The sequence below is a fragment of the Yoonia sp. genome, assembly GCF_042093035.1.
Classification (GTDB): domain Bacteria; phylum Pseudomonadota; class Alphaproteobacteria; order Rhodobacterales; family Rhodobacteraceae; genus Yoonia.
Map to the genome: position 1 here is coordinate 1 of NZ_JBELFI010000078.1, position 12,258 is coordinate 12,258.

11 protein-coding genes and 1 pseudogene are annotated in these 12,258 nt (G+C 56.2%); 6 read left to right on the top strand and 6 right to left on the bottom strand.

From position 1 onward, the window contains the following. Nucleotides 1–141: 141 nt before the first annotated feature. The 3 genes from ACFDSS_RS10275 to ACFDSS_RS10285 all read left to right on the top strand — a co-directional run bounded on the left by ACFDSS_RS10275 (nucleotide 142) and on the right by ACFDSS_RS10285 (nucleotide 2,701). Entirely contained in the window at nucleotides 142–906 is a 765-nt protein-coding gene (locus ACFDSS_RS10275; protein ID WP_375255664.1) for an alpha/beta hydrolase, read from the top strand. 146 nt (nucleotides 907–1,052) lie between these two features. Further along, nucleotides 1,053–1,919 carry an alpha/beta hydrolase gene (locus tag ACFDSS_RS10280; protein WP_375255654.1) on the top strand — a complete coding sequence of 289 codons (867 nt, stop codon included), beginning with the start codon at nucleotides 1,053–1,055 and terminating at the stop codon, nucleotides 1,917–1,919. A gap of 77 nt (nucleotides 1,920–1,996) precedes the next feature. Next, nucleotides 1,997–2,701: an alpha/beta fold hydrolase gene (locus tag ACFDSS_RS10285; protein WP_375255655.1), complete on the top strand. Its 705-nt coding sequence runs from the start codon at nucleotides 1,997–1,999 to the stop codon at nucleotides 2,699–2,701. 12 nt (nucleotides 2,702–2,713) lie between these two features. Here the strand turns inward: ACFDSS_RS10285 and phaZ are convergent, their stop codons facing one another. Continuing rightward, nucleotides 2,714–3,985, bottom strand: a complete 1,272-nt coding sequence (phaZ, locus tag ACFDSS_RS10290) for a polyhydroxyalkanoate depolymerase (protein WP_375255656.1) — start codon at nucleotides 3,983–3,985, stop codon at nucleotides 2,714–2,716. Between the two features lie 65 nt (nucleotides 3,986–4,050). Between phaZ and ACFDSS_RS10295 the strand changes: the two genes are divergently transcribed. The 3 genes from ACFDSS_RS10295 (at nucleotide 4,051) to phaR (ending at nucleotide 7,142) form a co-directional block, all read left to right on the top strand. After that, a complete protein-coding gene (locus ACFDSS_RS10295) occupies nucleotides 4,051–5,847 on the top strand; it encodes a PHA/PHB synthase family protein (RefSeq protein ID WP_375255657.1) in 1,797 nt (598 codons plus the stop codon). Nucleotides 5,848–5,996: 149 nt separating this feature from the next. Next, a complete protein-coding gene (locus tag ACFDSS_RS10300) occupies nucleotides 5,997–6,449 on the top strand; it encodes a phasin family protein (protein ID WP_375255658.1) in 453 nt (150 codons plus the stop codon). A 153-nt stretch (nucleotides 6,450–6,602) separates the two neighbouring features. Further along, entirely contained in the window at nucleotides 6,603–7,142 is a 540-nt protein-coding gene (phaR, locus tag ACFDSS_RS10305; RefSeq protein ID WP_375255659.1) for a polyhydroxyalkanoate synthesis repressor PhaR, read from the top strand. A gap of 213 nt (nucleotides 7,143–7,355) precedes the next feature. Here phaR and ACFDSS_RS10310 read toward each other — a convergent pair whose 3' ends face one another. The 5 genes and pseudogenes from ACFDSS_RS10310 to ACFDSS_RS10330 all read right to left on the bottom strand — a co-directional run. Then, nucleotides 7,356–8,660, bottom strand: coding sequence for an NAD(P)/FAD-dependent oxidoreductase (locus tag ACFDSS_RS10310; RefSeq protein ID WP_375255660.1), 1,305 nt, complete (start codon nucleotides 8,658–8,660; stop codon nucleotides 7,356–7,358). After that, on the bottom strand, nucleotides 8,657–10,009 hold the full coding sequence (locus tag ACFDSS_RS10315) for a glutamine synthetase family protein (RefSeq protein ID WP_375255661.1): 1,353 nt from the start codon (nucleotides 10,007–10,009) through the stop codon (nucleotides 8,657–8,659). The genes ACFDSS_RS10310 and ACFDSS_RS10315 overlap by 4 nt, the downstream gene beginning before the upstream one ends. Beyond that, nucleotides 10,006–10,689: a type 1 glutamine amidotransferase gene (locus ACFDSS_RS10320; RefSeq protein ID WP_375255662.1), complete on the bottom strand. Its 684-nt coding sequence runs from the start codon at nucleotides 10,687–10,689 to the stop codon at nucleotides 10,006–10,008. The genes ACFDSS_RS10315 and ACFDSS_RS10320 overlap by 4 nt, the downstream gene beginning before the upstream one ends. Nucleotides 10,690–10,726: 37 nt before the next feature. Continuing rightward, nucleotides 10,727–12,058, bottom strand: a complete 1,332-nt coding sequence (locus ACFDSS_RS10325; RefSeq protein ID WP_375255663.1) for a glutamine synthetase family protein — start codon at nucleotides 12,056–12,058, stop codon at nucleotides 10,727–10,729. Next, nucleotides 12,055–12,258: pseudogene (locus ACFDSS_RS10330) on the bottom strand (amino acid ABC transporter permease); the annotation flags it as partial. The gene ACFDSS_RS10325 and the pseudogene ACFDSS_RS10330, both read right to left, overlap by 4 nt.

The window sequence follows — 12,258 nt, forward strand, 5'->3', positions numbered from 1 at the left end:
GCGGCTAGCCCTCACGCAGAGACAGACGGTCAGAAGCAAGGGGGTTCCGGCGCGGCGTGCTTTTTTCGTGACGCCAGCTGACGACGGCTCAAAATGCTTGCAGCCATGGATCGGTTATGATGCTGTCATGCCATGGAAAATATGTCTGAAACGCAGTTCCTTGTTACGCAGCAGGGTCGTCGTATCGCCTTTCATTTGACAGATGGAGCCGGCCCCGCCGTCGTCTTCTTGGGCGGCTTCAAGTCTGACATGGGCGGCACCAAGGCGATTTTTCTCGAAAAATGGGCGCGCACATCGGGGCGTGCCTTTTTGCGCTTTGACTACTCAGGTCACGGCGAAAGCTCTGAAGCCTTCACCGATGGCACGATCGGCGATTGGTTCGAGGATGCAAGCGCCGCAGTTGGGTTACTGGCGGGACCGGTGATTTTGGTCGGCTCAAGCATGGGCGGATGGATTTCACTACTGATTGCCCGCGCGATGCCTGAAAAGGTTGCCGGATTGGTCACCATAGCCGCCGCCCCAGATTTCACCGAAGACAGCATGTGGGCTGGGTTCTCTGACGCGCAGAAGGCGGCGTTGCTGGCCGGGCAGGTTGCCTTGCCGTCGGACTACGGCGAACCCTACATCATCACGCGCCGCTTGATCGAAGAGGCGCGCGACAGGCTTGTTTTGCGTGAACCCTTGCCCCTGAATTTCCCGGTGCGTTTCATCCAAGGCACTGCTGACGCAGAGGTGGCTTTGTCGGTCGCTCTGCGGCTGTTTGACCACGCGGAAAGCCCTGATATGCGTCTGACATTGGTCGATGGCGCGGATCACCGGTTTTCAGATGACACCTGCCTTACCTTCATCAAGGATATGATTGATGAGGTCACGGCGCAGGCCCGCAAAGCCCTGCGCGCGTCATAGCGGTGCTTGTCGGTGAGCGGTCCGTGTGTCGTGACCGGAGCGTGTGACATTGGTTTCGGTTCGCTCTATTCTGGCGGCGATGAGTAAGGGCGCCAATCAGCGGATACGGGCGGTGGCCGATCCTGATCTGTGAGAGAGGCCTGACATTGTTTGAACTGGCAACCATAGAAGCCGAATTGGCCGCGCAGGAAGCGCGTGTGCCGCATCTGCGCGAAGGCTGCGAGAAACAGATCATCTGGCACGACAAACCGGCCAAACAAACTGATCTCTGCGTGATCTACCTGCATGGGTTTTCGGCCTCTGGTCAGGAAATGCGTCCTTTGCCCGATCTGGTTGCACAAGGACTTGGGGCCAATCTGTTTTTGACCCGTTTGACCGGACATGGGCAAGACGGCGAAGCGATGGGCAAAGCGCGCCTTGCGGACTGGCAGGCCGATGTTGCGGAAGCCCTGGAAATCGGCCACACGCTTGGCCGCGAAGTGATTGTGATGGGATGCTCGACAGGGTGTACGTTGATGACATTGGCTTTGGCCGAGGGGGCAAAAGCGCGCGCGGTGGTCTATTTGTCGCCTAACTTCGGCCTGCGCAATTGGGTCGGGCAGACGTTGCTGGATTTTCCGGGATCGCGGCAGTGGGCCAAATACATCGTCGGTACGCACCATCGCTTCAAACCGCGCAATGCCGATCACGCGGCCTATTGGACGTTGTCTTATCCAAATGAGGCTGTGCATGTGATGGGTGACGCATTGCGCGCTGTGCGCAAGGCTGACTTGTCAAAGATTACGACACCTGCCCTGTTTTGCTACAATGAGCGGGACAAGGTCGTGCATCCTGAACGTATGCGCGATGTCATGGGCAAGTGGGGTGATACCACGGTGGTGATCCTGTTGCAGCAAACAGATGCCGATGATCCGATGGGCCATATCATGGCAGGCGAGATCCAGTCGCCGGACCAAACCGCGCCTCTCGCGGCGCGCATCTTGGCTTGGTGTCAGGCACTGCCCAAGCAATGATTCCTTGCAGCCACGCGCTGCGCAGTCCAGTGTTGCCGCAAAACGCAGATCGCAAACGGTCATAGAGGCGTGCAGCGATGCCCAGCGAAACTTTGGTGATGATCCCGCCGCTCTTGTGTGATGCGCGGGTGTTTGAAGTACAATTGGCAGCGTTGTCGCGCGATCATGCAGTGACGGTCGCGCCCGCGACATGCGGCGAGCGGATGGAAGAAATCGCCAGCCAGATCCTGAGCTGGGCACCATCGCGATTCGCACTTTTCGGGATGGGAATGGGCGGCATGGTCGCCATCGAATTGCTCCGCCGTGCGCCGGAGCGGGTGACGCGATTGATGCTGGTGGGCACTACCGCACAGGCTGATACCCCTGAAATCGCGGCCGCACGCGAAACCCAGATTATCGCGGCCCGCGCGGGGCGCTGGGAGGATGTGCTCAACCACGAAATCAATGCCGAATGGATTGCCCCGACGGGTGACCGCGCTCAACTCACGGCGCGGCTGACCCGAATGGGGCAGGACATTGGCGCGGAGAGTTATGTCAGACAAATACGTGCGCTCCAGCGGCGCAAGGATCAGCAGGCTGTAATGGGCAAGATAGGGCAACCGACACAGATCATTTGTGGCCGCCATGATGGACAATACAATGTCAAACGCCACCAGTTCATGGCTCAGATGATGCCGAATGCGCATCTCGAGGTCATTGAAAATGCGGGCTACATGCCGACGCTCGAAACGCCGGCAGACATGACGGGGTTTATGAAAGCTTGGATGGCACAGCCACAATAGCTGCGTCCATTATCATTTCATGTTGACGACGTTCTCGTTGGCGGCAACGTCAGGACCGGAGTTGGCGTCGATGAAATCCAACACCAGTGGCCGGATGTTGTTGCGCCAACTGCGGCCTGCGAAAATACCATAGTGGCCCGCGCCCGGCTCAAGATGGGAGGCTTTCTTTTCATCAGGCAGGCCAGTGAGCAGCCCAAGTGCCGCCAGACATTGGCCTGGTGCTGAAATGTCATCATCTTCACCTTCGACGACTTTCACCGCGACGGTCGTGATCTTGCTCATATCGACCTTATGGCCGGCAACAACAAATTCGTTCTGCGCGATTTCGCGTCCTTTGAAGATACGCTCCACCGTGGAGAGGTAGAATTCAGCCGTCATATCCATCACGGCAAGGTATTCATCGTAGAAATCATTGTGGCGATCATGCTCGGATGCTTCGCCCTTGGCGACGCGGATGATCTCATCGCGGAACGCATTGGAATGCAGTTCCGCATTCATCGAAATGAAGGACGCCAATTGCAGCAGACCCGGATAAACCATGCGCCCAACCCCTGCGTATTTGAACCCGACCTGCTGGATCATGGTTTCTTCCAACTGGCCCATAGTGACCGAGCGGCCAAAGTCGGTGACTTCTGTGTGGTTGGCTTCGGGGTCAACGGGGCCGCCGATCAAAGTCAGTGTGCGGGGCTGCGCCTCTGGATGCAACTCGGCCAGATAAGCGGTCGCGGCCAGCGCCAAAGGCACCGGTTGGCAAACGGCCAGCACATGGGTGTCGGGGCCAAGCTCTTTCATGAAATCCATCAGATAGAGCGTGTAATCTTCAATATCGAATTTGCCTTCGCTGACCGGGATGTCACGCGCGTTGTGCCAGTCAGTGACATAAACATCCGCATCAGGCAGCAAGCTGATGACTGTTTTGCGCAGCAAGGTTGCGTAGTGGCCGGACATGGGCGCGACCAGCATGATCTTGCGGGAACGGTCCGGGCGGTTGCCCACACGAAAGCGCAGCAGATCACCAAATGCGCGGGCGACGACGATTTCCGTGGTGACGACCATGTCGGTTCCGTCGCGGTTGGTTTGCACCGGAATATTCCAATCAGGCTTTGTAACCATGCGCGCAAAGGAGCGCTCCGTGACTTCGCCCCAGGCTTTCAGCCAATCCATTGCGGGGTTGGCGCCCCAGGACATCATCGGGTATGAAGCATATGCGCGCGCTGTGGCACCAAGCCACTGATTGGTGTTACGCATGGTTTCCATCAGGTCGTAGGTCATCATATACTTCATCTGGTTGGTCTCCGATGGTACGCGCAAAAATGCTGCACGTGCAGCATACGCATAGGAAAGTTGAAATGACAACAAATGATTTAGATACAGCGACAGCCGTCGGACACAATGTTGCAAAGTTGGAAGCCAACCTTGCGCGCGTGGAAGAACTGACCCAGCGTTTGTTGAAAGTCATGGGACAGGGGCGCAACGTGGCGCCTTCGTTGCAGGGGCCTAGTCAGGATCTCTACGTCAAGGCGGCCACCGCCTATATGACTGAAATGATGCATAATCCCGCCAAATTGATCGAGCACCAGCTTGAGTTTTGGGGCAAATCGGTGAAACACTATGTTGAGGCCCAACACCTGCTCGCACAGGGCAAAATGGAGCCTCCAGCAGACGAAACACCCAAGGATCGGCGATTCGCCCATGAGCTTTGGGACACAAATCCTTACTTCAATTTCATCAAACAGCAGTACATGATGAACGCCACAGCTGTTCAAAAGGCGGTCGAGGAGATTGACACACTCGACAGCGAAGAGAAGAAGCGCTTGCGTTATTTCAGCCAACAGATGGTTGATATGATTAGCCCGACGAACTTTCTGCCGACCAATCCCGAGGCACTTGCCCTTGCTGCCGAGACCGAAGGTGAAAGCCTTGTTGCCGGGCTTGAGAACATGATCGCCGATCTGGAAGCCAACGACGGCGACCTGGTGGTAACGCTTGCGGATAAAAAAGCTTTCAAACTGGGCGAAAACCTTGCCACGACACCCGGTTCGGTGGTGTTTCGCAATCATATGTTTGAGTTGATCCAATACACGCCGGCCACTGAAAAGGTCTATGAGACCCCGTTGGTGATCTTCCCGCCGTGGATCAACAAATTCTACATTATGGACCTCAAGCCGCAGAACAGCCTGATAAAATGGGCGGTAGAGCAGGGCTATACCGTCTTCGTCGTGTCTTGGGTAAACCCCGATGCGGGCTATCGCGATACGTCGCTGACCGACTATATTGAGGACGGCTATCTGACGGCGATCAAAGAGATCAAGACGATTTGCGGCGTCAAGAAGATCAATGCCGTGGGGTACTGTATTGCGGGCACAACCCTGTCGCTGACGCTCGCGTTGATGAAGAAGCGCAAGGACACATCGGTGAATTCCGCGACCTTCTTCACCACATTGACCGATTTTTCGGATCGCGGTGAGGTCGGCGTCTTTCTTGATGATGACTTCGTTGACGGGATTGAGGCTGAAGTCGCGGAAAACGGTGTGCTGGATTCTTTCTTCATGTCGCGCACATTCTCTTACCTGCGTTCAAACGACCTTATCTATGGGCCCGCAATCAAAAGCTATATGATGGGCAAAGCGCCACCCGCTTTTGATCTTCTTTACTGGAATGGGGACGGCACAAACCTGCCCGCAAAGATGGCTGTCGAGTATTTGCGAGGGCTGTGTCAGGAAGATCGCTTTGCCACCACGGGTTTCGAAGTCTCGGGTGAGACGGTGAAGTTGAAAGACGTCACGGTGCCGCTTTGTGCAATTGCCTGCGAGACCGACCATATCGCGGCTTGGAAAAGCAGCTATAGCGGTGTTGCCAAAATGGGATCAAAGGACAAGACTTTCATCTTGTCTGAAAGCGGGCATATCGCGGGGATCATCAATCCGCCGAGCAAGAACAAATATGGACATTACACCAACCCTGAAACCGGACTGACCGCAGATGATTGGCGCGATTCAGCTGAAAGGCATGATGGGTCATGGTGGCCGCGTTGGGATGCTTGGCTATCCAAGAAATCAGGCAAAAAAGTCACAGCAAGGGAGCCGGGAAGCGAAGAATATCCCATTCTCGGGCCCGCTCCGGGCACCTATGTGAAGTCTAAGTAGCGGAAAAATATGAGGATTTGTGCAGGCGCAGCATTTTTTATGCTGCAGTGCAGAAAAACACTTGAAATGCCGCACTGCAGCATTCATATTGGTGGTACGAGATAACAGCGGGTGTCCCCCGCACAGAACAACACTGAAAGGTTGATACCATGGCCGCTAAAGCACAAGACTTCACCGCGATCTTCAAAGACATGACAGGCGCGTTTCCGGTAGACACGAAAGCAATGGAAGAGCAGTTCAAGAACCAGACTGCCCGGGCCGAGAGAATGTCCGCGGTTGCACTCGACGCTGCTGGCAAATCTGCTGAGCTGTCCGCAAAGTGGACACAAGACACCATCGCAAAGATGGAATCCATCGCCACTGCAAAAGCAGACCCTGCTGATTACGCGAAAGCTGTGACAGACTTCGCATCTGCTTCCGCTGAATCTGCTGCCGAGCATATGTCAGCTTTCGCTGAAATCGCGAAAAAGGTTCAGACACAGACAATGGAACTCGTTATGGCCGCAGGCAAAGACATGTCCGAGGACATGACTGCTGCTGCAAAGAAAGCCACAAACGAAGTGACTGCTGCTGCGAAGAAAGCGACTGCTGCTGCAAAGTAAGCGATCAAAGAAACACTCTTTCCTCCCAAAGAGTAACTTCGAAAGAAACGGTCCGCACAAGCGGGCCGTTTTTTGTTTGTGGATAGTGCTTTCTTTTTGCGCAGACGCGGCATAGGCTTCTCTGCACCGCAACATACCTGTGGAGGGACGCCCTTGGCTGATACCAACAAACCGCTTCTGATAAAGCGCTACGCGAGCCGCCGCCTGTATAATACCGAGACGAGCGACTATGTGACGCTGGAAGATATTGCCGTGTTTATCCGCGAAGGCCGTGAGGTACAGATTGTTGATCTGAAATCCGGTGATGACCTGACCCGACAGTATCTTTTGCAGATCATCGCAGAGCACGAAAGCCGCGGCGAAAGCGTTTTGCCGGTTGATGTGCTGACAGATCTGGTGCGCAGCTACACCAGCCAGGCGGCCTCAGTGGTGCCGGAATTCCTGCAAGCCAGTTTTGAGATGCTCCGCGAAGGACAATCCAAGGCGCTTGAGAATATGGGCAAGGCCAATCCGATGGCCGCGATGCCCGGATTTGATGCCATGCGGGCGCAGCAAGAGGCGTTCTTCAAGGCAATGACAGGTGGCATCATCGCCCCCGGCGCGTCAGAGAAAACCGAAGATGGTGATGATCTAGGTGAGATCAAAAGCCAGCTTGCCGCATTGCAGGACAAGCTGACGAAAATGTCGAAATAACGAACACATTTCTAGAAATGTGCGCTACAAGATCACTTCGATCGGTTTATCGCTGCAAATAACGACGAAATACTGCGCGCTTCGGACCAGTCGAAATCCACTTCACGTTGCACATCAATGATTTGCCGCCGGATTACGCCATCCGTCCGGGCGGCCTGCCGGCACTGTGTAGCGTCTGCTTAGCATTACAAAGAAGTAGCGCGGTTCTGGTTACTAAATACCTAACCGGTCACGGAGCGCGTACCACGTCATTGCGAGTGTGAGCAGTGGCGCCCGCATCGCCGGACCACCAGGAAAGTTTGGAACGTTTAGATTGGCAATAATGTCAAAGCGACCCGCCTGACCCGCCACGGCCTCTGCCATGACTTTGCCCGCCATACCCGAAAGCGCTACACCTTGGCCTGAATAGCCGCCCGCCGCCAAAACATTTGGGGCGAGCCGCATCAACGCGGGCATCCGCGTCATCGTCACCCCCAATGATCCGCCCCAAGCATAATCGATGCGCGCACCCGCAAGCTGCGGAAACAGCGCGCACATCCTTTGCCGCAAGGCCGAGGACATGTCATCTGGAAAGCCGATGGAATAGCTCGGGCGCCCGCCAAAAAGCAGGCGGCCATCCTCAGAAAGCCGATAATAGTTTACGACAAACTTGCTATCCTCAACCGCTACATCGCGTGCAAGCACGTCTTTGGCCCGATCGCCCAGCGGTTCGGTGGCACAGATGAAGCTGTTCAGCGGCATGATCTTTGCGGCCACTTTCCGCTCAATATGCGGCAGATAGCCGTTCCCAGCGAGGATCACGTGGCGCGCCCGTATCTGTCCTTTGTTTGTGCGCAGCGTAACTGGATCTCCGTGGACGATCCGATGTACTTCACTGCATTCGTAAATGCGCGCACCAGCGGCCTCTGCAAGCCGTGCGAGCCCCAAGGCATAGCGTAGCGGGTGAATATGGCCTGCACCTTCGTCCAACTGCCCGCCGTCGTAGAACGGGCTTTTGACGATCTCCGACATCTCGGCAGGGGACAGCAGCCTGGTTTGCGCATAGCCGTATTCCTGCGCCCGGAATGCGATTTCCTTGCGGTGGTCTTCGGCTTCACTGGTTGCGTAGAAGCCATGCACGATCCCGGGTTTATACGCGGCCTCAGGTATGTGGCTTGCGCAATTCTCGCGGATATCCGCCTTCGCCTGCTCAGAAAGCGCCCAAAGTGCCGCCGCATGGTCTTTGCCAAATTTGTGGGCCAAGTTGCGCTGATCGATGTGATGCCCGCTCGAGGCTTGCCCGCCATTGCGCCCGGAGGCCCCGAAGCCTGCGCGATGCGCATCAACAACCACAACGTCCAAACCTTTTTCCGCAAGACGGCGCGCCGCCGAAAGCCCGGTATATCCTGCTCCAACGACGCAAACATCCGCAGTGAGCTGGCCCTTCAACGCAGGACGCAGCGGCGGAATATCCGTTGATGCCACATACCAGCTATCGGGAAATTCACCTTGCCGGTCGTTGCGATAGAGCGGGTTCATACGTTCAAAAGGAGATGTTCGCGTTCCCAGGGGCTGATGACTTGCAGGAATTCAGTATATTCGGCGCGCTTGACGATCGAATAGACACGCGCAAAATCTGGCCCGAGGACTTCATGCAATTCCTTGGCCTCATCAAAAAGGTCGAGCGCTGTCCATAAGCTATCGGCCACCTCTGCTTCGCTTTCTGCCGCTTCACCGCGCCAGCGTTTGTCGGGGCGGATCTCATTCTTCATGCCCAGATAGCCGCATGCCAAAGACGCGGCGATGCAAAGGTATGGGTTGCAATCCATCCCCGGCAAGCGGTTTTCGATGCGCCTTGCGGCGGGCGGTGCAATCGGGATGCGGATACCTGTTGTGCGGTTGTCGCGCCCCCATTCGAGGTTCACTGGCGCCGCCTCATCGGGGACGTAGCGGCGGTAGCTGTTCACATAAGGCGCGATCAGCGCGACCGCGCCCGGCATATATTCCTGCAGACCACCAATAAAATGGAAAAAGGCGTTGGTTTCGCCGCCTTCGCGCCCGGCAAAGATGTTCTTGCCGTCTTTATCCACGATCGAGTGATGCACATGCATCGCAGACCCCGGTTGGCCTTCGATTGGCTTGGCCATGAAGGTTGCAAAGCAGTCATGCCGCAGTGCCGCCTCGCGGATCAAGCGCTTGAAGAAGAAAACCTCATCGGCAAGCTTGATCGGGTTGCCGTGGCGCAGGTTGATCTCCAATTGGCCAGCCCCGCCTTCCTGGGCGATGCCGTCGATTTCAAAACCCTGCACTTCGGCAAATTCATAGATGTCGTCGATCACCGGACCGTAGTCATCAACGGCTGTCATCGAATACGCCTGCCGTCCCGCCGCGGGGCGCCCGGTGCGTCCCATCATCGGCGCGATGGCCTTGGCGGGGTCGATATTGCGTGCAACCAGATAGAACTCCATTTCAGGAGCGACGATCGGGGTCCAGCCTTCCGCCTCATAGAGCGCAACAACACGGCGCAACACATTGCGCGGCGCAAATTCAACCGGTTGCCCTTTTTGATCGAAGGCGTCGTGGATGACCTGCAAGGTGCCATCGGCGGCCCATGGTGCGGCCGTGGCAGTAGAAAGATCAGGCTTGAGGATCATATCCGGTTCGAGGAAACCATCAGGTCCTGCGGCTTCGCCCCAATCGCCTGTAATGGTCTGAAAGAAGATCGAGTTCGGCAGGTGGAAATGCCCCTGTTTTTCCCATTTCGCAGCCGGGACCGCCTTGCCACGGGCAATTCCGGGCAAGTCGGCGATCACGCATTCGACTTCATCCAGTCGGCTTCTCTCCAGATAGGTTTGTGCCGCTTGAGGTATCTGCGTGGTCCAAGTCATGCGACGATCCGATCTTTGAAAAAGCGGGCGATTTGGGCGGCGACCTTGCCGTTGTCATCGGGGATATCAAGCCCTGCACGCGCGCGGTCGAGTTGTACGTCCGGGATCTTTCCCTTGCCACTATGTTCGATCAACCCGTTGATGTAGGCCCGCCCGTATTCGGGATGTGGCTGCACGGTAAAAGCCTTTCGGCCATAAACCAATGCCGCGTTTTTGCAAAAATCATTGGTCGCGAAAACGGTCGCGCCGGCGGGACGTTCGACAACCTGATCTTGATGCCAAGCATTCAATGAAAAAACCTCACCGTTCCAGTCGTATTCCGTGTTCCCGATGGCCCATCCTTTGCTGAATTTTTCCACCTTTCCACCAAGTGCCTGCGCAATGATTTGATGCCCAAAACAGACACCCACAAGCGGAATGTCGGTGGCATAGACCTCACGAATCATCTTTTCCAGCGGCGCGATGAATGGCAAATCGTCATAGGCACCGTGCTTAGAGCCTGTGATAATCCAGCCATCGCATTCTGTAATTGCGGTCGGGAAGACCATATCCACCACCATATAAGTTTCAAAAGCGAAACCAAAGCCGTCCAGCATCCGCGAAAAATGCGGACCGATATCGCCTGTGATAGGGCGTTGATCCGGATGCACGTGTCCGGTTTGCAGGATGCCGATCTTCATCGTGAACTCTTTTTTGGGTTGGCGATCTTGTCCTGTTCTACACAAGGTCGAGATAGTGGTCGAGTTGCTCTTCCGCTGTCATTTCATCGAAATGCGCCATCTCCTGGCGTTTGGTGCGGATCAGATTGTCGACGAGTTGCGGATCAAAGATGCGGCTGGCCAACGGGCTTGCTTCAAACGCATTGATCGCATCCTCCCATGTGCTGGGAACCTGCGGCAGTTTCTGGTCGTAGGCATTGCCTGTGATCGGCGCCGGCGCTTTCATGCCGTCTTCGATCCCAACCAGTGCTGAGCCCAACACGGCTGCCAGAAACAGGTACGGGTTCACGTCACCACCCGCCAGACGATGCTCAATCCTGCGCGCGCCATAGCTGCCGCCGGGCACACGGATAGATGCGGTCCGGTTATCATAGGCCCAACAGATGCTGGTCGGAGCATGAGCGCCGGGGACCAAACGCTCATAGCTGTTGCCGTGCGGGGCAAAGATGAGCGCGAGATCGGGAATACCAGCAAGACAGCCAGCGATCGCATTGTTCAGAAGCGGCGTGCCCTCAAAGGTGTCATTGGCGAAAGCGTTGTTGCCGTCTTTGTCGAGGATCGAGAAATGGGTGTGCAAACCGTTGCCTGCGTAATCCTCATATGGCTTGGCCATAAAGCTTGCCGCCATGCCGTGGTTGCGGGCCAGACCGCGCACCAGCATCTTGAAGAACCACGCATCATCGGCCGCTTTCAGTGCGTCAGGAACGTGTTCGAGGTTCACCTCAAATTGCCCGATGCCGCCTTCGGATATTGCGGCCTCTGCGGGGATTTTCATCAGATCGCAAGCATCGTAGAGGTCGTTAAAGAAATCATCGAAGGCGTCGAGCGCGCGCATTGACAGGATCTCAGCACCTGCGCGCCGTTTGCCTGAGCGTGGTGATTTCGGCTGACGGATTTCCTTGCCGCTGTCATCCACCAGATAGAATTCCATTTCGGTCGCGACAACGGGGGAGAGGTCCAGCGCCTTGAAGCGGTCCAGCACGCGGGCGAGCGCATGGCGCGGATCGCCGGTAAAGGGCGTTCCGTCGTCAAAAAACGCCCAAAGGGGCAGCATGGCGGTTGGCGCAGGGAGCCAGGGCAAGGGTACATATCCGCGTTCGGTCGGCAAAAGCAGTCCGTCGGCATCGCCTGATTCAAACACCAGCGGACTGTCGTCGATGTCTTCGCCCCAGATGTCGAGGTTGAGGACAGAAAGCGGGAAGCGCGACCCCTCTTGTTCGAGCTTTTCCGCGAAACGGCGCGGCAGGCGTTTGCCACGCGCCTGACCGTTCAGGTCAGCCGCGCCACACCGTAGGTTGCGGATTTCGGGATGATCGTCGAGCCAGCTCATCTGATTATCTGGGGCCTAACTTTGATTTTCTTGCGGGCTTCCTGCGGAAGATGTCGGTTCAGACGGTTATTCACAAACCCAAAGATCCCGATAATCACCAACGTGAGAAGGATGAAGTAGAAGGCAAGGATCGGGTAGGGGACAAATGGGTTGAATGTCTTGTCTGCGAAGTAATTGGCATAATAGAGCGCATCGCCGCG